Origin of the sequence: Streptomyces sp. WAC05374 (assembly GCF_004353505.1) — a bacterium.
Taxonomy (GTDB): Bacteria; Actinomycetota; Actinomycetes; order Streptomycetales; family Streptomycetaceae; genus Streptomyces.
The window spans coordinates 157730-177330 of sequence record NZ_SMNQ01000008.1 but is presented as its reverse complement, the minus strand read 5'-3'; the positions used below and the strand labels follow the sequence as shown (position 1 = coordinate 177330).

The 19601-nt window shown below is 73.2% G+C and carries 15 protein-coding genes and 1 riboswitch; of the genes, 5 read left to right on the top strand and 10 right to left on the bottom strand.

What is annotated here, in order from left to right; genetic code table 11:
* Positions 1–41 precede the first annotated feature (41 nt).
* Complete coding sequence (locus tag E2B92_RS17930; RefSeq protein WP_126889102.1) at positions 42–869, bottom strand: sulfurtransferase; 828 nt, start codon at positions 867–869, stop codon at positions 42–44.
* Between the two features lie 255 nt (positions 870–1124).
* Here E2B92_RS17930 and E2B92_RS17925 point away from each other — a divergent pair, with 255 nt between their 5' ends.
* Complete coding sequence (locus tag E2B92_RS17925; RefSeq protein ID WP_126889101.1) at positions 1125–1901, top strand: VOC family protein; 777 nt, start codon at positions 1125–1127, stop codon at positions 1899–1901.
* Positions 1902–2006: 105 nt separating this feature from the next.
* Here the strand turns inward: E2B92_RS17925 and E2B92_RS17920 are convergent, their stop codons facing one another.
* The 4 genes from E2B92_RS17920 to E2B92_RS17905 form a co-directional block, all read right to left on the bottom strand.
* Positions 2007–2699: a thymidine kinase gene (locus E2B92_RS17920; RefSeq protein WP_126889100.1), complete on the bottom strand. Its 693-nt coding sequence runs from the start codon at positions 2697–2699 to the stop codon at positions 2007–2009.
* 70 nt (positions 2700–2769) lie between these two features.
* Positions 2770–3975, bottom strand: coding sequence for an alkaline phosphatase family protein (locus tag E2B92_RS17915; RefSeq protein WP_126889099.1), 1206 nt, complete (start codon positions 3973–3975; stop codon positions 2770–2772).
* Positions 3975–4559, bottom strand: a complete 585-nt coding sequence (locus E2B92_RS17910; protein ID WP_126889098.1) for a DUF5998 family protein — start codon at positions 4557–4559, stop codon at positions 3975–3977. Before E2B92_RS17910 ends, E2B92_RS17915 begins: the two co-directional genes overlap by 1 nt.
* Before the next feature lie 10 nt (positions 4560–4569).
* Complete coding sequence (locus tag E2B92_RS17905) at positions 4570–7485, bottom strand: bifunctional acetate--CoA ligase family protein/GNAT family N-acetyltransferase (protein ID WP_133087599.1); 2916 nt, start codon at positions 7483–7485, stop codon at positions 4570–4572.
* 216 nt (positions 7486–7701) lie between these two features.
* On the opposite strand from E2B92_RS17905, the gene E2B92_RS17900 reads away from it, so the two are divergent.
* Positions 7702–7983, top strand: coding sequence for an HPr family phosphocarrier protein (locus E2B92_RS17900; RefSeq protein WP_030021209.1), 282 nt, complete (start codon positions 7702–7704; stop codon positions 7981–7983).
* Positions 7984–8302: 319 nt separating this feature from the next.
* Here E2B92_RS17900 and E2B92_RS17895 read toward each other — a convergent pair whose 3' ends face one another.
* From E2B92_RS17895 to E2B92_RS17880, 4 genes are all read right to left on the bottom strand, one after another.
* Entirely contained in the window at positions 8303–9001 is a 699-nt protein-coding gene (locus tag E2B92_RS17895; protein ID WP_126889223.1) for a GntR family transcriptional regulator, read from the bottom strand.
* A gap of 203 nt (positions 9002–9204) precedes the next feature.
* The gene (locus E2B92_RS17890; RefSeq protein WP_126889222.1) at positions 9205–9993 is read right to left on the bottom strand and encodes a M23 family metallopeptidase; all 789 of its coding nucleotides are present in this window, start codon (positions 9991–9993) and stop codon (positions 9205–9207) included.
* 12 nt (positions 9994–10005) lie between these two features.
* Positions 10006–10168, bottom strand: a riboswitch (cyclic di-AMP (ydaO/yuaA leader).
* Positions 10169–10404: 236 nt separating this feature from the next.
* The gene (locus E2B92_RS17885) at positions 10405–11772 is read right to left on the bottom strand and encodes a M16 family metallopeptidase (protein WP_133087607.1); all 1368 of its coding nucleotides are present in this window, start codon (positions 11770–11772) and stop codon (positions 10405–10407) included.
* Between the two features lie 26 nt (positions 11773–11798).
* Entirely contained in the window at positions 11799–13136 is a 1338-nt protein-coding gene (locus E2B92_RS17880; RefSeq protein ID WP_133087606.1) for a M16 family metallopeptidase, read from the bottom strand.
* A gap of 259 nt (positions 13137–13395) precedes the next feature.
* Between E2B92_RS17880 and E2B92_RS17875 the strand changes: the two genes are divergently transcribed.
* The gene (locus E2B92_RS17875; RefSeq protein ID WP_126887606.1) at positions 13396–15849 is read left to right on the top strand and encodes a DNA gyrase/topoisomerase IV subunit A; all 2454 of its coding nucleotides are present in this window, start codon (positions 13396–13398) and stop codon (positions 15847–15849) included.
* Between the two features lie 123 nt (positions 15850–15972).
* Here the strand turns inward: E2B92_RS17875 and E2B92_RS17870 are convergent, their stop codons facing one another.
* On the bottom strand, positions 15973–17037 hold the full coding sequence (locus tag E2B92_RS17870; RefSeq protein ID WP_126887607.1) for a CobW family GTP-binding protein: 1065 nt from the start codon (positions 17035–17037) through the stop codon (positions 15973–15975).
* Between the two features lie 166 nt (positions 17038–17203).
* Here E2B92_RS17870 and E2B92_RS17865 point away from each other — a divergent pair, with 166 nt between their 5' ends.
* Positions 17204–18925, top strand: coding sequence for a sensor histidine kinase (locus tag E2B92_RS17865; RefSeq protein WP_126887608.1), 1722 nt, complete (start codon positions 17204–17206; stop codon positions 18923–18925).
* A complete protein-coding gene (locus E2B92_RS17860; RefSeq protein WP_126887609.1) occupies positions 18922–19599 on the top strand; it encodes a DUF7342 family protein in 678 nt (225 codons plus the stop codon). The genes E2B92_RS17865 and E2B92_RS17860 overlap by 4 nt, the downstream gene beginning before the upstream one ends.
* The last annotated feature ends 2 nt before the right edge of the window (positions 19600–19601 follow it).

Sequence of the window (19601 nt, the reverse complement as noted above, 5' to 3'; positions counted from 1 at the left end):
GGGCGGTCGCGGGTCGCTGCCCGGGCTTCGGGCCCGGCGGGTCAGCCGCGTGCGGGGCCCGTGGCGACCGGGCGGGTCGGGTCGGAGGACCAGTCGGACCAGGAGCCCGCGTACAACGCCGCCTGGATGCCCGCGATTTCCAGGGCCAGCACCTCGTGCGCGCCCGAGACGCCGGAGCCGCAGTAGACGCCCACCTCCGGGGCGTCGGTCGCGCCCAGGGCCTTGAAGCGGGCGGCCAGGGCCTCGGGCGGCAGGAACCGGCCGTTCTCGTCCACGTTCTCCGTGGTCGGGGCCGACGCCGCGCCCGGGATGTGGCCGCCCACGGGGTCGATCGGCTCCACCTCGCCCCGGTACCGCTCCCCCGCCCGCGCGTCCAGCAGCAGGCCCGTCCGCGCCAGGGCCGCCGCCCCGTCCGCGTCCAGCAGCGGCAGCGCGCCCGGCCGGGGCGTGAAGTCCCCGGCCCGGGGCGTGGGCGTCGTGGTCGACAGCTCGCCCCGCCAGGCCGCGAGGCCGCCGTCGAGCACCCGTACGTCCGCGTGGCCCGCCCAGCGCAGCAGCCACCACGCACGGGCGGCCGCCCAGCCCTGCCCGCCGTCGTAGGCCACGACCGGTGAGCCGGCGCACACACCCGCCCGGCGCATCACCGCGCCGAACGCCGTCACGTCCGGCAGCGGGTGCCGTCCCCCGGCGCCGGGCGGCCCGGCCAGCTCGGTGTCGAGGTCGACGTACACGGCGCCCGGAATGTGCCCCGCCGCGTAGGCCGGCCGTCCGGGCGGGCCGCTGAGCTGCCAGCGGACGTCCAGGAGGACCGGAGGGCGGGCGCCGGACAGCTCGTCGGCGAGTGCGGTTGCCGTGATGATGGGGTTCATGACGCCATCCTCGCGCAGACGGCGGCGTCCCGGCGTGGCGGAACGGCACCGGCGAGGATGGGCAACGATTTTTGGGGCATCCTCCTGCGGGATCGCGCCAATCCACGGCGCGGCCGGGGCGCACCGCGCGGCCTGTGGTGCAAGCATCTGACGGGGCGTACAGCCGGGCCTGCAGCCGGTGGCGACACCGGGGCACGGCACGTACTCGCCCTGTCCCCCGCACGGCCACGACGATGGTCCGAGGAGAGAGTGACGATGACCGAGGCGGCTCGGCGCAAACCTGGTACGCCCTGTTGGGTGAGCTTGATGGTGCACCGTCTTGACGCGACACAGGAGTTCTACGGGTCGCTCTTCGGCTGGCGGTTCCAGCCGGGCCCGCAACAGCTCGGCCCGTACGTGCGAGGGTTGCTGGACGGCGAGGAAGTGGCGGGTATCGGCCAGCTTCCGGCCGACCGGGACCTGCCGACCGCCTGGACGACGTACCTCGCGTCCGACGACGCCGACGAGACCGCCGAATCGATCCGGTGCAGCGGCGGCACGGTCGCCGTCGGGCCACTGGACGCCGCCGACGCGGGGCGGCTGGTGATCTGTTCCGACCCGACGGGCGCCGTCTTCGGGGTCTGGCAGGCCGCCGCGCACCTCGGCACGGCCGTCGTCGGCGTCCCGGGCACGCCCACGTGGAACGAGCTGCTGACGCAGGAGACGGAGGCGGTCGGCAAGTTCTACAAAACGGTGTTCGGGTACGAGACCGATCCCGTCCCCCCGGCCGGTCCGGACCTGGTGACCCTGAAGGTGGACGGCCGGCCCGTCGCCGCGCTGCGCGGGGTCGGCAACGCGCTGCCGCGCGACCGGGGCGCCCACTGGATGACCTGGTTCGAGGTCGCGGACACCGACGCCACGGCGCAGCGGGTGACGGAGCTGGGCGGCCGCGTGCTTCAGGCTCCGCGCGACGACCCGGCCGGGCGGCTGGCGACCGTCGTGGACCCCGAGGGCGCGGTGTTCACGATCGTGCGGTCGGCCGGCCGAGGGTGAACCACCGTGGGGCCAACCGAGGGTGAACCACCGTGAGGTCGGCCGGGGGTGAACCACCGTTCAGCCGGCCGACGGTGAACCACCGTGGGGCCTGCCGACGGTGAACTAGCGTGCGGCCGGCCGGCCCGGGGTGAGCTGGTCGTCCTCGTACGGGACCGGCAGGACGTCCGGGGAGAGGGCGGCGGCGCGGGCGGTGGCGGCCGTCATACGGCGCCGGTGGTGGCGGCGGCAGAGCACCTCGTACCCGACCTCACCGGCGTCGTCACCGGCGTTGACGTCGCCCACGACGACCTGGGCACCCTCGACGACCATCTCGCCGCCGACCGTGCGCGCGTTGTGGGTGGCTCGCGCGCCGCACCAGCACAGGGCCTCGACCTGGAGCACCTCGACCCGGTCGGCGAGTTCGACCAGTCGCTGGGAGCCGGGGAAGAGCTTGGAGCGGAAGTCGGTGGTGATGCCGAAGGCGAAGACGTCCAGTTCGAGGTCGTCGACGACACGGGCGAGCTGGTCGATCTGCTCGGGCGCGAGGAACTGCGCCTCGTCGGCGATCACGTAGTCGCAGCGGCCGCCCTTGGAGAGGTGGGCGACGAGATAGGCGTAGAAGTCGAAGCCCTCGGCGGCCTCGACGGCGTCGGTGACCAGGCCGAGCCGGGAGGAGAGCTTCCCCTCCCCCGCGCGGTCGTCACGGGTGAAGATCATGCCCTGCAGGCCGCGTGCGGAGCGGTTGTGTTCGATCTGGAGAGCGAGGGTGCTCTTTCCGCAGTCCATGGTTCCGGAGAAGAACACGAGCTCGGGCATGGGGAGGTGACGGCCTTTCGGGTCGGGACGGTGGAGGGTGGGTGTACGGACGTACGGCTGCGCGGGTACGTCACGTACGCACTTCGAGCAGCGGAACGAGCTGCTCGACGGGTGTCATCGACCCGTGCACACCGACCATCGCGGATTCGTTCGGCTCGTTGACGGACGCCGTGATGATGACGTCGTCGTGGGCGGCGGCGACGACGTCGCCGATCCGGCCGTGCACGCGCTCGTCGATCGCCGGGCCGAACCAGCCGGCCGCGATCGCCTCGTCGCGGCTCGCCACCCAGAACTGCTCGCCGAGCACCTCGCGCCAGCACGCCAGTACGTCGGCCTCGGCGCCGGGCACGGCGTAGACGTGGCGGGCGCGGCCCTCTCCGCCGAGCAGGGCGACTCCGGCGCGCAGCTCCCAGTCCTCGTCGAAGTCGATGCGGGACTGCTCGTCGAACGGGATGTCGATCATGCCGTGGTCGGCGGTGACGTACAGCGCCGTGCGGGGCGGGAGCTGGTCGGCGAGGCGCTGGACGAGCCGGTCGACGCACATGAGCTGGCCCCGCCAGGCGTCGGAGTCGACGCCGAAGCGGTGGCCGCTGCCGTCGACCTCGCTGTAGTACGTGTAGACGAGGGAGCGGTCCCCGGCGGCCAGTTGCTCGGCGGCCAGGTCCATCCGCTCCTCGCCGGTGAGCCGCCCGTGAAACGTTCCGCCGCTGAGGGCGACCTTGGTGAGCGGCGTCTCCCTGAAGGTCGGTGAGGAGACCTGCGCGGTGTGGACGCCCGCCGCGTCGGCGAGCTGGAACACGGTGGGGTACGGCTGCCAGACGTGCGGCGGCGTCCAGGGTTTCCAGCGGAGCTGGTTCATCAGCTCGCCGACGGCGGGGTCGCGCACGGTGTAGCCGGGCAGGCCGTGCTCGCCGGGCGGGCGTCCCGTGCCGACCGAGGCGAGCGAGGTCGCGGTGGTGGCGGGGAACCCCGCGGTGATGGGCCGGCCGGAGCCGCCCCGGGAGCCGCCGAGCAGCGACGTCAGGTAGGGGGCCTCGTCGGGGTGGGCCTTGATCTGCTCCCAGCCGAGGCCGTCGATCAGGAACACGCAGTTCCGGTCGGCCGGCGTCAGCTCGGCGATCCGGTGCTCGAAGCCGGGTACGTCCAGGCCGGCGGCGATCGTCGGCAGCAGGTCGGCGAGGGAGCCGGAGCCGTACTCGGGTACGGGCGCGGTGCCGAGGGCGAGCGGCGTCGGCTCGTCGGGCCAGGCGGACGCCATGTGTGCGGGCTGGGCCATCAGCGGGTGGCCGCGGTGGCTTCGGACAGCGCCTGGGCGAAGGCGAGGGCCTGGCGGACCGTCTCGGGGCCGTCGCCGGCCTCGCTGACGCGCAGGCTCAGGTCGTCGGCCGTCGAGTTGCCGGTGTAGCCGTGGTCGGCGTCGCAGTTCGGGTCGCCGCAGGCGGCGGGCTCCAGGTCGATCCGCGAGACGGCGCCCCATCCGATGGTCAGCACCACCTCGCGCGGCAGCGTGCCGGGCGTGTACGACTCGGGGTTGGCGACCACGCGGCTGAGGACCACGGACGAGATGCGGCCGAGCTTGACCGACTCGGTGGAGGTGGTGGCGTACGGCGTCGGCGAGCTGGTGTCCGCGTTCTGCTCGTCGGTGTGGCTGACGATGAAGCGGGTGGCCGTCAGGACGAGGACCGTGACGTGGCGGCGCACCTCGTTGGCGTCGAAGGTGGTCTCCTGGTGGACCAGGTACGACGCGATCGGCTCCCCGCCGACGGCGGCCTCCACCGCCTCGGCCACAAGGGCCGGGTAGTAGCCGCTGCGCTCGATCGCCGCGCGCAGCCCCTGGGTGGTCGTACCGGTCTTCGCCATGGACTCCATCCTACGGGGGCGCGGTGACTGCACGGCACGCTCGGGAGCCGGGTCGCCGGCTGGGGCGGCGCGGGGCCGGCGGGGGGGGGGGGGGGGGGGGCGCGGGGGGGGGGGGGGGGGGGGGGGGGGCGAGCCGGACGGTCGCGCCGAGGACGGACAGGCCCTGCGGGGCGACGACGACCGGTTCCAGCGCCACGGCGACGATCTCCGGGTGGTCGTCGACCAGTCGTGACACCCGGAGCAGCAGCTCTTCGAGGGCGGCGGTGTCCACGGGCGCGGAGCCACGCCAGCCGAACAGGAGCGGGGCGGTGCGGATGGAGCGGATCTGCTCGGCGACGTCCCGGTCGGTGGCCGGGACGAGGCGGTGGGCGGTGTCCCCGAGCAGCTCGGAGGGCGCGCCCGCGAGCCCGAACGACAGCACGGCGCCGACGGCGGGGTCGATGGCGGCGCGGACGACGGTGTCGACGCCGCGCGGAACCATGGCCTGGACGACCGGCTGGAGCTCCTCGGGCTTGCCGAGGGTCTCGGTCAGCTCGTCGTACGCGGTCCGGAGCTGCTCCTCGGTCGCCAGGTCGAGGCGTACGCCGCCGAGGTCGGGGCGGTGGCGGAGGTGCGGGGCGGTGGTCTTGAGCGCGACCGGGTACCCGAGCCCGGCGGCGGCACGGACGGCGGCGTCGGGGGTGGGCGCGGGCAGCGCGGGGCGTACGGGGATGCCGTAGCGCCCGAGCAGTTCCCTGGCGGCGTCGGCAGGCAGGGTGACGCCGCGCTCGTCCACGTCACGCGCGAGCGCCCGCTCGATCTGCGCGGCGGCACCCGCCTCGTCGATGCCCTCGTACTCGGGGACGCGCCCGGGGTCGGTCACCTGGCGCCGCCACTGCCCGTACCGGACCGCCTCGGCCAGCGCCCGTACGGCCCGCTCGGCGGCGGGGTAGGCGGGGATGCGGTGGGTGGGTGGGGTCCCCGGAGTGGTGGGGGCGGTCGGTGTGGCCGGTGGCGCGGGTGGCGTCGGGGGTGCGGTGCGCGGGGTGACCGCCGGGGCGGGCGGTGCCGCGGGGCCCGTGCTGGTCGCGGCGGCGAGGGCGTCGGCGAGGGCGCCCATCTCCACGTGGACGACCAGCACCGGTTTCGCCGGTGCCTCCGCGGAGGCGGCCCGCAGTGCCTCGGCGAGGACCTCGCCGTCGCCGGACTCGGTCACCCCGTTCTCGCCGACCCAGGGGATGGCCGTGACGACGACCGCGTCGCACGCGTCGTTCCGGAGGGCCTCGGACAGGGCGGTACGGAAGTCCTCCGGTGTGGCCGCCGTCGTCAGGTCGCGCGGCCGCAGCGGCCTGAGCCCCTCCGTGAGGCAGGCGTCGTACGTCAGCAGGCCCAGCGACTCGGAGTTGCCGAGGATGGCCACGCGCGGGCCCGCCGGGAGGGGCTGCCCGGCGAGCAGCAGGCCGGCGTCGACCAGTTCGGTGACCGTGTCGACGCGGATGACACCGGCCTGGCGGAGCAGCGCCGCGACCGTGGTGTGCGGGATGCGGGTGACCGGTACCGCGTGCCCGGGGGGCGCGCTGCCGCTGTGCCGGCCGCCCTTGACGACGACGACCGGCTTGACCGCCGCCGTACGCCGCGCGAGCCGGGTGAACTTGCGGGGGTTGCCGATCGATTCGAGGTAGAGCAGCACGACATCGGTGTCGGGGTCGTCGTACCAGTACTGAAGGATGTCGTTGCCCGACACGTCCGCGCGGTTGCCCGCCGAGATGAAGGACGACAGGCCGGCGCCGCGCCGGTGCAGTCCGGACAGGAGGGCGATGCCGATGGCGCCGGACTGGGTGAACAGTCCGATCCGCCCGGGCACCGGCGGGTGCGGGGCGAGCGAGGCGTTGAGCCGCACGCCGGCCGCGGTGTTGATGATCCCGAACGCGTTGGGACCGATGATCCGCATCCCGTAGGAACGGGCCTGGCGCACCAGTTCCCGCTGCCGCTCCCGGCCGTCGGCGCCCTGTTCGGCGTAACCGGCGGTCAGGACGACCAGCCCTTGTACGCCGTGTTCGCCGCAGTCGGCGACGACCTCGGGGACCCGCTCCGCCGGTACGGCGACGACGGCGAGGTCGACGGGCGACCCGATGTCGGCGACGGAACGGTGGGCGGGCACCCCGTCCAGGGAGGTCGTTCCCTCGGGCAGGGCGCGGTTGACGGCGTACGTACGGCCGGTGAACCCCGCTTCGAGGAGGTTGCGCAGGACGGTGCGGCCGACCCCGCCGGGGGCGCGGCCGGCGCCGATGACGGCGACGGAGCCGGGCGCGAGCAACCGCTGCACGGACCGCGCCTCGGCACGCTGTTCACGCGCGCGCTGCACGGCGAGGGCCCGGTCGGTGGGCTCCAGGTCGAGGTGGAGGCGTACGGCGCCGTCCTCGAAGCTGCGCTTCTGGGTGTACCCGGCGTCCGTGAACACCTTGATCATCTTATTGTTGGCGGGCAGCACCTCGGCCGCGAACCGCCGGATGCCGCGCTCGCGCGCGACCGCGGCGATGTGTTCGAGCAGCGCGGACGCGACGCCCCGCCCCTGGTGGGCGTCCTGGACGAGGAAGGCGACCTCGGCCTCGTCGGCGGGGGCGCTGGCGGGCAGGCCCTGCGCGTTGATCCGGTCGTAACGGACGGTCGCGATGAACTCGCCGCCGATCGTGGCCGCGAGCCCCACCCGGTCCACGTAGTCGTGGTGGGTGAAGCGGTGCACGTCCTTGGCTGAGAGCCGGGGGTAGGGTGCGAAGAACCGGTAGTACTTCGACTCGTCCGAGACCTGCTCGTAGAAGCTGACCAGGCGCTCGGCGTCATCCGTGGTGATCGGCCTGATCCGCGCGGTGCCGCCGTCCCGCAGCACCACGTCGGCCTCCCAGTGGTCGGGGTACACGTGTTCCGGCTGATCCGACGGGGTCCGCATGGGCCCCAGGGTACGGGGCCGACAGACGCTCGCGGAGGTGCTGTGGACAACGCAGAGCGACAACGCGGAGCGACGGACGCGGGAGTGGCCGCGCGGGGGCGGGACGGGCCGGTCGGCCGCCCGTGCGGACGGGGCCGGTGAGAGCACCCCGCCGGACATGAGAGACTGAGTTCCACAACTGGTCTAGACAACCGCCGAGACTCGAAGGGCAACACCATGGCTGAGCGCCGCGTCAACGTCGGCTGGGCCGAGGGCCTGCACGCCCGCCCCGCCTCCATCTTCGTCCGTGCCGCCACGGCCGCCGGCGTCCCCGTGACGATCGCCAAGGCCGATGGCAACCCGGTCAATGCCGCGTCGATGCTCGCGGTGCTGGGCCTGGGCGCGCAGGGCGGCGAGGAGATCGTGCTCGCTTCGGACGCCGAGGGCGCGGACGCCGCCCTGGACCGCCTGGCGAAGCTGGTCGCCGAGGGCCTCGAGGAGCTTCCCGAGACGGTCTGACCGCCCCGCACGACCGCAGCACAAGGAGCCGCGCCCCCGGAAACGGTGGGTGCGGCTCCTTTCTGGTCCCTCGGGGTCGCCCGTTCCCGTCCCCGGGGTCCGCCTCCCTTGCCCCCGGGCGCCCATCCGTCCCCGGGGTCCGCCTCGCTTGCCGGGGACGCCGCCCGCACCCCGGGCCGCCCTCACCCGGCCGCATTTCCCCATCGCATTGCCGAGCGCCACACGGCTTCACCCGCGGCCATTCTTTCGAGGGGCGCACTTATTTCCGGGCATGCGAAATAGGGGGCGGAATTCCCCCTCTTTGTATACGGTGCCGCTGTTAATTGCGGGCGCTCGCGGTGTTTACGCGATGTTGCGAAGTCCTCACATGGCCGGCCGGGCGCTCGGGACGCTCCGGGCGGCGCAGCCGGTGCAGGGGCAGCGACCGCTCGACGTGGAGCGCGGTGAGCGCCCGGGCGCGGTCGGCGTCGCCGCGCGCGACGGCGTCGACGATCGCACCGTGCTCGGCCCAGGCCTCCGCCGGCCGGTCCGGCTGCTCGACCGCGTACATCCAGGCGATCTTGTGCCGGAGCTGGGTGAGCAGGGTGGTCAGCGCCGGGCTGCCGGACGCCTGGGCGAGCGTCTCGTGGAACCAGCCGCTCAGCGAGCGGAGGTCCTCCCGCTGGCCGCGGCGCGCCCGCTCCTGGCCGAGCCTGACCAGTCCGCGCAGCACCTTGAGGTGGGCCTCCGTGCGGCGCTGGGCGGCTCGTGCGGCGCCCAGCGGCTCCAGCAGCGTACGCATCTCCAGCAGGTCGGCCGCCTCGTGCTCGGTCGGCTCGGCGACACAGGCGCCGACATGGCGGCGGGTGGTGACGAAGCCCTCCGACTCCAGGGTGCGCAGCGCCTCGCGGACCGGGACGCGTGAAACGCCGTAGCGGCGGGCCAGGTGCTCCTCGGTGAGCCGGCTGCCCCGCTCGTACACGCCGGTGACGATGTCGTCGCGGATCGCCGTGCAAACCGAGTGCGCCGGAATGCGCATACCAGAACCCCCACCTTAATCCGCGCGAAACTCAACCGCTCGACGTCTGTTCCGTGACTCTATTGCAGGGGGCCGGAATTTCCGATAGCCACCCGGAATCCATGGAGTTCTTTTTGGCCAGGACGTCGCCTCCGGGACGCCCGGACACGGCGAAGGCCCCGGTCCGTATCCCGGACCGGGGCCTTGAGGAACGCACACGAAGGTCAGACGTTGACGCCGTGGGAGCGCAGGTACGCGATCGGGTCGATGTCGGAGCCGTAGTCGGCGCCGGTGCGGGCCTCGAAGTGGAGGTGCGGTCCGGAGGAGTTGCCGGTGGAGCCCGAGAGGCCTATCTGCTGGCCCGGCATCACGGTCTGGCCGGCCGAGACGCTCACGGACGACAGGTGGCCGTACTGGGTGTACGTCCCGTCGTTCATCCGGATCACGACGTTGTTGCCGTACGCGCCGCCCCAGCCCGCCTCGACGACGGTGCCGGCGCCCACGGAGACCACGGTGGAGCCGGAGGCGGCGTGGAAGTCGATGCCGGTGTGGCTGCCGGAGGACCACATGGCGCCGCCGGTCTGGTAGCCGGTGCTGACGTACGTGCCGGCGATGGGGAGCTGGAAGGCGTTGAGCCGCTGGCGCTCGGCCTCGCGGTCGGCGCGCTCCTTGGCCTCGCGGGCGGCCTTCACGCGGGCCTCGGCCTTGCGCTTCGCCTCCGCCTCAGCCTTCGCCTGGGCGGCGGCCTTGGCGGCGGCCTCCTGGGCCTCCAGCTCCTGGGCCTCGGCCTGGGCGTCGAGCTGCTCGGCGAGCGTGTCGGTGATGACCGCCTGGTTGAGGCCGGTGTCCTCCAGCGAGCCCGGGGCGGCGTCGGGTGCGGCGGCGAGCGCCGGGGAAGCGAGGGTTCCGATGACGCCGGTGGTGGCGAGGGCCGCGACTCCGGCGACGTGTGCGCTCTTACGGCTCAGACGGCTCGGGGCACGGTGCTTCCCGGTGGCACGGGTGAACGCCATGAAGTGGCTGGTCCTTTCCTTCCCTCTCGCCTACCGGGTTAGCTGACGGGTTCGGAGCAGGAAGGTCTCCTACGGGCCCCTCCGCGGGTGCGAAGGCGTCCGATTCACCCCAGGGACTTCATGGGTCCCCGGCTCCCCAGGCTCGCGCCTGACGGGGACTCGGCGATCGCTGCCCGGTGCCGCGGGTGCGGCGGGTACCGGTCGGGCAGCGCTTAGACGCTAAGCGGCCGATCTTTCAATCACCAAACAGACACGGTTTTTTGTAGCGCACGCCACAGGGCAGACACCGAACCTCCGCAACAAAGCGGACAAACGGGCGGACCCCGGCATCGGGCGGAATGCCGGGGTCCGCTGCTCACGGTCCCTCGTCGGTGAGGGGCCGCGTCGCTCGTCGGTGAGCGGCCGCGTCAATCAGCCGGTGACAACGGTCACTTCACCGATTCCGAGCGCCTCGACGGGCTCCTTGATCTGTGCCGCGTCGCCGACGAGGACCGTGACCAGACGGTCCGTCGGGAAGGCGCTGACGACCGCAGCGGTGGCCTCCACTGTGCCCGTCTCAGCCAGTCGCGCGTACATCTGCGCCTGGTAGTCGTCCGGGAGGTGCTGCTCGACCTGGTCGGCGAGGGTGCCCGCGACGGAGGCGGCCGTCTCGTACTTGAGCGGGGCGACGCCCACCAGGTTCTGCACGGCCGTCTCGCGCTCGGCGTCGGTCAGGCCCTCGGCGGCGAGGGTGCGCAGCACCTTCCACAGGTCCTCCAGCGCCGGACCCGTGTTGGGCGTGTCGACCGAGCCGCTGATGGCGAGCATGGCCGCGCCGTTGCCCTCGGGGCCGGAGCGCAGCACCTGGCCGAAGGCCCGTACGCCGTAGGTGTAGCCCTTCTCCTCGCGCAGGACCTTGTCCAGGCGGGAGGTGAGGGTGCCGCCCAGGCAGTAGGTGCCGAGCACCTGGGCCGGCCAGACCCGGTCGTGCCGGTCGGCGCCGATGCGGCCGATGAGAAGCTGCGTCTGCACGGCGCCGGGGCGGTCGACGATGACCACGCGGCCGGTGTCGTCGGCCGTCACGGGCGGCACGGGGCGCGGCTCGGCCAGGTCGCCGGTCCAGGCGCCGAGGGTGTCGGCGAGCACCGCGTCGAGGTCGACGCCGGTGAGGTCGCCGACGACGACCGCGGTGGCGGTGGCGGGGCGGATGTGCGCCTCGTAGAAGGCGCGTACGGCGGAGGCGTCGATGCGGGCGACGGTCTCCTCGCTGCCCTGCCGGGGCCGCGACATCCGGGAGTCGGCCGGGAAGAGCTCCTTGGAGAGCTGCATGGCGGCCCGGCGGGAGGGGTTGGCGATCTCGTGCGGGATCTCGTCGAGCCGGTTGCGGACGAGGCGCTCGACCTCGCTGTCGGCGAAGGCGGGGGCGCGCAGGGCCTCCGCGACCAGCCCGAGGGCCTTGGTGAGCCGGGAGACCGGGACTTCGAGGGAGATCCGCACGCCCGGGTGGTCGGCGTGCGCGTCGAGGGTGGCGCCGCAGCGCTCCAGCTCGGCGGCGAACTCCTCGGCCGAGTGCTTGTCGGTGCCCTCGGACAGGGCTCGCGCCATGATCGTGGCGACGCCGTCGAGGCCCTGCGGCTCCGCCTCCAGCGGGGCGGCGAGGAAGATCTCGACGGCCACGACCTGCTGGCCGGGACGGTGGCAGCGCAGGACCGTCAGGCCGTTGTCGAGCGTGCCGCGGGCGGGGGCGGGGAAGGCCCAGGGCTTGGCGGTCCCGGGGCGGGGCCGCGGGTGGAACTCCATGGACGTCAAGGACGTGGCGGCGTCGCTCACTGGCCGGCCCCCTTCTCTTCCTGCTCGCTGTGGTCGGTGCTGACGGGTTCGTAGACCAGCACCGCCCTGTTGTCGGGGCGCAGGCGGGCCTTGGCGACGGCCTGCACCTCCTCGGCGGTGACGTCCAGGACGCGCTGGACGGCGGTCAGGGCGAGCTGCGGGTCGCCGAACAGGACGGCGTACCGGCACAGTTCGTCCGCGCGGCCGGCGACCGTGCCGAGCCGGTCCAGCCACTCGCGCTCGAGCTGTGCCTGGGCGCGCTCCATCTCCTCGGAGGTCGGGCCCTCGGCGGCGAACCGGGCCAGCTCGTCGTCGACGGCGGCCTCGATGTCCGGCACCTCGACGCCGCCGGACGTCTTGACGTCCAGCCAGCCGAGCGAGGGCGCTCCGGCCAGGCGCAGCAGGCCGAAGCCGGCGGCCACGGCCGTGCGGTCGTGACGCACCAGGCGGTTGTGCAGGCGCGAGGACTCGCCGCCGCCCAGGATGGTCAGGGCGATGTCGGCGGCGTCGCACTCGCGCGTGCCGTCGTGCGGGAGCCGGTAGGCGGCCATCAGGGCACGGGCCGGGACCTCCTCCTCGACGACCTCGCGGAGCTGCTCGCCGATGGTCTCGGGCAGCGTCCCGTCCCGGGGCGGCTGCTTGCCGTCGTGGGAGGGGATGGAGCCGAAGTACTTCTCGATCCAGGCGAGCGTCTGCTCGGGGTCGATGTCTCCGACGACCGACAGGACGGCGTTGTTCGGCGCGTAGTACGTGCGGAAGAAGTTCCGCGCGTCCTCGAGGGTGGCGGCGTCCAGGTCGGCCATGGAGCCGATCGGTGTGTGGTGGTAGGGGTGGCCCTCCGGGTAGGCGAGGGCGGTGAGCCTCTCGAAGGCCGTGCCGTAGGGAACGTTGTCGTAGCGCTGGCGGCGCTCGTTCTTGACGACGTCCCGCTGGTTCTCCATGGACTCGTCGTCGAGCGCGGCGAGCAGCGAGCCCATCCGGTCGGCTTCCAGCCACAGGGCCAGCTCGAGCTGGTGGGCGGGCATGGTCTCGAAGTAATTGGTGCGCTCGAAGCTGGTGGTGCCGTTGAGCGAGCCGCCGGCCCCCTGCACCAGCTCGAAGTGGCCATTGCCGTGGACCTGCTTCGAGCCCTGGAACATCAGGTGCTCGAAGAGGTGGGCCAGGCCGGTGCGGCCCTCCACCTCGTGGCGCGAGCCGACGTCGTACCAGAGGCAGACCGCGGCGACCGGGGTCAGGTGGTCCTCGGAGAGCACCACGCGCAGGCCGTTGGCCAGGCGGTGCTCGGTCGCTGTCAGGCCGCCGGAGCCGGCCTGGGCTGTGGCCGTGTGACCCATGGGCATGTACGTCCCTTCGATCGCTGTGCGGAAAGTCCGCCGCGGGGCGCCGCGGTGGTCCTGCCACTGTATTCACCTGCTGCGACCCGCCGCGGACCGCTGTGGAAGTCCTGCCACTGTATGCAAGCGGACTGACACCCGGCGAAGTTCCCGGTTCCCCGTCGCGTCCCTCTTCCGGGTCGCGGTCGGCGTTGTCAGTGGGACGGTCCACAATGGTCGGCGTCAGATCAACCTTGTTGGTGAAGGAGCCGCAGCCGCGATGGCCCGCCGCAGCACGAAGACCACGCAGCCCGACGACTTCGAGGAGAAGATCCTCGACATCGACGTCGTCGACGAAATGCAGGGCTCCTTCCTCGAGTACGCGTACTCGGTGATCTACTCCCGGGCCCTGCCGGACGCACGCGACGGCATGAAGCCGGTGCACCGCCGCATCGTGTACCAGATGAACGAGATGGGGCTGCGGCCGGAGCGCGGCTTCGTCAAGTGCGCCCGCGTCGTCGGCGAGGTGATGGGCAAGCTGCACCCGCACGGTGACGCGTCGATCTACGACGCGCTGGTGCGCATGGCTCAGCCGTTCTCGATGCGCCTGCCGCTGGTGGACGGACACGGGAACTTCGGCTCGCTGGGCAACGACGACCCGCCGGCCGCCATGCGGTACACCGAGTGCCGGATGGCCGACGCGACGTCCCTGATGACGGAGTCGATCGACGAGGACACCGTCGACTTCTCGCCGAACTACGACGGCCAGGAGCAGGAGCCGGTCGCGCTGCCCGCCGCCTTCCCGAACCTGCTGGTCAACGGCGCGTCCGGGATCGCCGTGGGCATGGCGACCAACATGCCCCCGCACAACCTGGGCGAGGTCATCGCCGCCGCCCGGCACCTGATCAAGCACCCGGGCGCCGACCTCGAGACCCTCATGCGGTACGTGCCGGGTCCGGACCTGCCGACCGGTGGCCGGATCGTGGGCCTGTCCGGGATCAAGGACGCGTACGAGTCCGGCCGCGGAACCTTCAAGATCCGTGCGACGGCGACCGTGGAGAACGTGACGGCGCGCCGCAAGGGCCTGGTCGTCACCGAACTGCCCTTCGCGGTCGGACCGGAGAAGGTGATCGCCAAGATCAAGGATCTGGTGGCGTCGAAGAAGCTCCAGGGCATCGCGGACGTCAAGGACCTCACCGACCGTGAGCACGGGCTGCGGCTGGTCATCGAGGTCAAGAACGGCTTCATCCCGGAGGCCGTGCTGGAGCAGCTCTACAAGCTGACGCCGATGGAGGAGTCCTTCGGTATCAACAATGTGGCGCTGGTCGACGGCCAGCCGCTGACGCTGGGGCTGAAGGAGCTGCTGGAGGTCTACCTGGACCACCGCTTCGAGGTGGTCCGGCGCCGCAGCGAGTTCCGGCGCGGCAAGAAGCGCGACCGGCTGCACCTGGTCGAGGGCCTGCTGGTGGCGCTGCTCGACATCGACGAGGTCATCCGTGTCATCCGGTCGAGCGACAACTCGGCGCAGGCGAAGGAGAGGCTGATCGAGCGCTTCTCGCTGAGCGAGATCCAGACGCAGTACATCCTCGACACGCCGCTGCGCCGGCTGACCAAGTTCGACCGGATCGAGCTGGAGGGCGAGCGCGACCGGCTGAACAGCGAGATCGCGGAGCTGACCCGCATCCTGGAGTCGGACGCCGAGCTGCGCAAGCTGGTCTCGTCGGAACTGGCCGCGGTGGCCAAGAAGTTCGGTACGGAGCGGCGCACCGTCCTGCTGGAGTCGGCGGGCACGCCGGTCGCGGCCGCGTCCCTGGAGGTGGCGGACGACCCGTGCCGGGTGCTGCTGTCGTCGACGGGGCTGCTGGCCCGTACGGCGAGTGGTGAGCCGCTGCCGGACAGCGGTGGCAGGCGCACCAAGCACGACGTGATCGTCTCGGCGGTGCCCGCGACGCAGCGCGGCGAGGTGGGCGTGGTGACGTCGACCGGGCGGCTGCTGCGGCTGTCGGTGATCGACCTGCCGCAGTTGCCGGACACGGCGTCCGCGCCGAACCTGTCGGGCGGGGCCCAGGTGTCGGAGTTCCTGACGCTGGAGAAGGACGAGTCGGTCGTGTGTCTCACGACGCTCGACGAGTCGTCGCCCGGCCTGGCGATCGGCACGGTGCAGGGCGTGGTCAAGCGGGTGGTGCCGGACTACCCGGCGAACAAGGACGAGCTGGAGGTCATCTCCCTCAAGGAGGGTGACCGGATCGTCGGCGCGGCCGAGCTGCGCACGGGCGAGGAGGACCTGGTCTTCATCACCTCGGACGCCCAGTTGCTGCGGTTCCAGGCCTCCCAGGTGCGGCCGCAGGGGCGTCCGGCGGGCGGTATGGCCGGTATCAAGCTGGCGGCGGGTGCCGAGGTGATCTCGTTCACGGCGGTCGACCCGGCCCAGGACGCGGTGGTGTTCACGGCCGCCGGGGCGGCCGGCTCCCTGGACCCGACGGCGGCCACGTCGGCGAAGCTGACGCCGTTCGACCAGTACCCGCGCAAGGGCCGCGCGACGGGCGGCGTGCGCTGCCAGCGGTTCCTCAAGGGCGAGGACGTCCTGGTGCTCGCCTGGGCGGGCGCCGCACCGGCGCGCGCCGCGCAGCAGAACGGCACCCCGGTGGAGCTTCCCGAGGCCGACCCGCGCCGGGACGGTTCGGGCACGCCGCTGGACAAGCCGGTGGCAGTGCTGGCGGGCCCGGCGTCGTAACGGTCCGGTCAGTGACGGCGCGCCCGCCCGAGGGGTGGGCGTGTTCACGGCGCGCCCGCCGGGGGGTGGGCGCGCCGGTGGCCGTCAGCGCCGGGAAATGGCCCGCCGGGGCCGGGAACGCCCTTATGGGCGGTCGCCGTCGGCCGCTTCCCCGGGCTCCGGTACGTAGCGCAGGACGCCCCACATCGTGTGCTCTTCCGGGGCGTCCTGCGGGCCGGTGACGCGGCAGTCGTCCAGGGCCTTGAGCAGCGCGCCGCCGTCGGTGCCTGAGCCGATGAGGACGAGCTGGGTGAGGCGCTCTTCGCCGCACGGCCAGGGCTCGGGGTAGAAGCGGAGGAAGCGGCCGACCGCGTGCAGGCTGTAGCGGTTGGCCGGGTCGGCGGCGCCGAAGTCGACAAATCCCTTGATCCGGTAGAGGCCCTCGGGGCGGGAGTCGAGGAAGTCCAGCAGTCGGCGCGGGTGCATCGGTTCGCCGGCCGTGAAGGACACCGTCTCGTACGCCGCGTGCGGGTGGGCGTCCCCGACGACGTACTGATCGTCCAGGTCCTCGAAGGTGAGCTGGCGGGGGCCGCCGTCGTCGGTGCGGGCGGCGCGGTCGAAGAGCAGCTCAGGGTCGACCCTGCCGTACGCGGCGTCGATCACCGCGGCCCGGTCGGCGAGCCCGGTGACCGCCGCGTGGACGCGCCGCAGCTCCTCGGGGGCGACCCGGTCGGCCTTGTTGACGACGACGAGATCGGCGATGGCGAGGTGTCGGTCGGTCTCGGGGTGCCGCTCCCGGGTGGCGTCGAACTCGGCCGCGTCCACGACCTCGACGAGGCCGCCGTACACGATCCGCTCGTTGTCGCTGGCGAGGATCATCCGCACCAGTTCCTGCGGCTCGGCGAGGCCGCTGGCCTCGATGACGATGACGTCGAGGCGGGAGGAGGGCCGGGTCAGCACCTCCAGGTAGGTGTCGAGCTCGCTCGCGTCGACGGCGCAGCACAGGCAGCCGTTGCCGAGGGAGACGGTCGAGCCGACCTGCCCGGCGACGGTCATGGCGTCGATCTCGATGGACCCGAAGTCGTTGACCATGACGCCGATGCGGGTGCCTCTGGCGCTGCGGAGCAGATGGTTGAGCAGGGTCGTCTTTCCCGACCCGAGGAATCCCGCGAGGACGACGACGGGGATCTGCTGCGGCACGCTGCTCAAGGGGCACCCTTCTCGGTCGGCTCCGCGTTCGGCGGCTTGCGGCCCCCAGGATAGGCGGGCGGGGGCAGGGCGCTCCGCCGGCGGGCGGGCCCCGGGACCGGCCCGGCCGGGTCGGCGTGACGCGAGACATTTCGCCGGGGCCGGGGCTCCCTTTACGGTTCCTGGCATGAGCCCCGCAACGACCTCGTCGTCCGCCCCCGCCGCGCCGGCCGCGCACGGGCCGGCCGGGCGGCGCCGCCGGTTCGGCTGGCCGCAGCGGGTGTTCTCGCAGGTCCTGCTGATGCAGTTGACCATCGTGGCCGGCGTGACGGTGCTGGCCACCGGCCTCTTCCTGGCGCCGCTGAGCGCGCAGCTCGACGATCAGGCGATGCGCCGGGCCCTGGCGATCGCGGAGGCGACCGCCTCGGCCGACGTCGCGGAGGAGCTGACCGGCACGCCGCCGCACGCCACCGGCCCCGTGCAGGCGGAGGCCGAGCGGATCCGACGGGCGACGGGCGCCGAGTACGTGGTGATCATGGACCGGCGCGGGGTGCGCTGGTCCCATCCCGATCCCGTTCAGATCGGCAGGGTGGTCTCCACCGATCCCAGCGCGGCGCTGGCGGGCAGGGACGTGATGGAGATCGACAGCGGCACGCTCGGGCGGTCGGCCCGCGGGAAGGTTCCGCTGCGGGACGCGTCGGGCGGGATCGTCGGCGCGGTGTCCGTGGGCATCGAGTACGACAGCGTGCGGGCCCGGCTGCTCGCCGCGATCCCGGGGCTGCTCGCGTACGCGGGCGGCGCCCTGGCGGTCGGGGCGCTGGCCGCCTATCTGATCTCGCGCCGCCTCCAGCGCCGTACGCACGACCTGGCCTTCTCCGACATCTCGGCCCTGCTCGCCGAGCGTGAGGCGATGCTGCACGGCATCCGGGAGGGTGTCGTCGCGCTGGACGGAGCCGGGCGGGTCCGGCTGCTGAACGACGAGGCGCAGCGGCTGCTGGGTGTGGGACCGGAGGCCACCGGCCGGCCGCTGGAGGAGGTACTCGGCGAGGGGCGTACGACGGACGTGCTGGCTGGGCGGGTCACCGGCGAGGACCTGGTGACCGTGCGCGGGCAGCGGGTGCTGATCGCCAACCGGATGCCGACGGACGACGGGGGCGCCGTGGCCACGCTGCGCGACCGGACGGAGCTGGAGCGGCTCGGGCGCGAGCTGGACTCCACGCGCGGCCTGATCGACGCCCTGCGCGCCCAGGACCATGAGCACGCCAACCGGATGCATACGCTGCTGGGGCTGCTGGAGCTGGAGATGCACGAGGAGGCGGTGGAGTTCGTCACCGAAGTGGTGGGCGTGCACCGGGCGACGGCCGAGCAGGTCACGGAGAAGGTCCATGATCCGCTGCTGGCCGCACTGCTCGTGGGCAAGGCCACGGTGGCCGCCGAGCGGGGCGTTTCGCTGCGCCTGACGGCGGGGACGCTGCTGCCGGACCGACTGGTCGAGCCGCGGGAGCTCGTGACGGTCGTCGGCAACCTCGTCGACAACGCCGTCGACGCCGCCGCCGGATCGGCCGAACCGCTCGTGGAGGTCGAGCTCCGCGCGGAGGGACGTACGGCGGTCCTGCGGGTCGCGGACAGCGGGCCGGGGGTTCCGGCCGAGCGGCGGGAGCTGGTCTTCACGGAGGGCTGGTCCACCAAGGACCGCCCCGCGCACGGCGGCCGCCGCGGGCTCGGGCTGGCCATGGTGCGGCGCCTGGCGCAGCGCCAGGGCGGCAGCGCCCGGGTGGGCGAGGCGCCCGGCGGCGGTGCCGAGTTCACCGTCGTCCTCCCGGAGGCCCTGACGGAGCCCGAGGCACCCGAGCCGCCGCGGTCACACGGTGCTGAGGCGGAGGCGGCCGCGCCCGGGGGGTCGCGGTGATCGGGGTGCTGGTCGTGGACGACGACGTCCGGGTGGCGGAGATCAATGCCGCGTACGTGGCCAAGGTTGCCGGTTTCGAGGTGGTCGCGCGGGCGCACACGGCGGCGGAGGCGCTCGCCCGGGTCGAGGAGCTGCCGGTCGATCTCATCCTGCTCGACCACTACCTGCCGGACGAGAACGGGCTGGCGGTCGTACGGGAGCTGCGCCGGCGCGGGCACCAGACGGACGTGATCATGGTGACGGCGGCCCGTGACGTGGCCACCGTGCAGGCGGCTCAGCGCCATGGCGCGCTCCAGTACCTGGTGAAGCCGTTCAACTTCGCGGGGCTGCGGCCCAAGCTGGAGGCGTACGCGGCGCTACGGCGCACGCTCGACGGGGGTGGTGAGGCCGAGCAGGCGGAGGTGGACCGGATCTTCGGTGCCCTGTCGGTGAGTTCGGGGGCGCCCGATCTGCCCAAGGGGCACTCCCCCACCACGGCCGAGCTCGTCCGGCAGGTGCTGCTGGCCGCCGAAGGCCCGCTGTCCGCGCAGGAGATCGCGGAGCTGGCGGGGGTGAGCCGGCAGACGGCCCAGCGGTACCTGAAGCTGCTGGAGCGGGCGGGACGGGTGCGTCTGTCGTTGAGGTACGGCGAGACCGGTCGCCCCGAACACCGCTACACATGGGCCGCGTCGTAGGG

Excerpts from the sequence above, each read along its gene's own strand:
- E2B92_RS17865 (WP_126887608.1), top strand. The coding sequence starts at position 17,204 with ATGAGCCCCGCAACGACCTCGTCGTCCGCCCCCGCCGCGCCGGCCGCG.
- E2B92_RS17880 (WP_133087606.1), bottom strand. The coding sequence starts at position 13,136 with ATGGGTCACACGGCCACAGCCCAGGCCGGCTCCGGCGGCCTGACAGCG.
- E2B92_RS17925 (WP_126889101.1), top strand. The coding sequence starts at position 1,125 with ATGACCGAGGCGGCTCGGCGCAAACCTGGTACGCCCTGTTGGGTGAGC.
- E2B92_RS17875 (WP_126887606.1), top strand. The coding sequence starts at position 13,396 with ATGGCCCGCCGCAGCACGAAGACCACGCAGCCCGACGACTTCGAGGAG.
- E2B92_RS17890 (WP_126889222.1), bottom strand. The coding sequence starts at position 9,993 with ATGGCGTTCACCCGTGCCACCGGGAAGCACCGTGCCCCGAGCCGTCTG.
- E2B92_RS17885 (WP_133087607.1), bottom strand. The coding sequence starts at position 11,772 with ATGGAGTTCCACCCGCGGCCCCGCCCCGGGACCGCCAAGCCCTGGGCC.
- E2B92_RS17895 (WP_126889223.1), bottom strand. The coding sequence starts at position 9,001 with ATGCGCATTCCGGCGCACTCGGTTTGCACGGCGATCCGCGACGACATC.
- E2B92_RS17910 (WP_126889098.1), bottom strand. The coding sequence starts at position 4,559 with ATGGCGAAGACCGGTACGACCACCCAGGGGCTGCGCGCGGCGATCGAG.
- E2B92_RS17915 (WP_126889099.1), bottom strand. The coding sequence starts at position 3,975 with ATGGCCCAGCCCGCACACATGGCGTCCGCCTGGCCCGACGAGCCGACG.
- E2B92_RS17930 (WP_126889102.1), bottom strand. The coding sequence starts at position 869 with ATGAACCCCATCATCACGGCAACCGCACTCGCCGACGAGCTGTCCGGC.
- E2B92_RS17905 (WP_133087599.1), bottom strand. The coding sequence starts at position 7,485 with ATGCGGACCCCGTCGGATCAGCCGGAACACGTGTACCCCGACCACTGG.
- E2B92_RS17920 (WP_126889100.1), bottom strand. The coding sequence starts at position 2,699 with ATGCCCGAGCTCGTGTTCTTCTCCGGAACCATGGACTGCGGAAAGAGC.
- E2B92_RS17900 (WP_030021209.1), top strand. The coding sequence starts at position 7,702 with ATGGCTGAGCGCCGCGTCAACGTCGGCTGGGCCGAGGGCCTGCACGCC.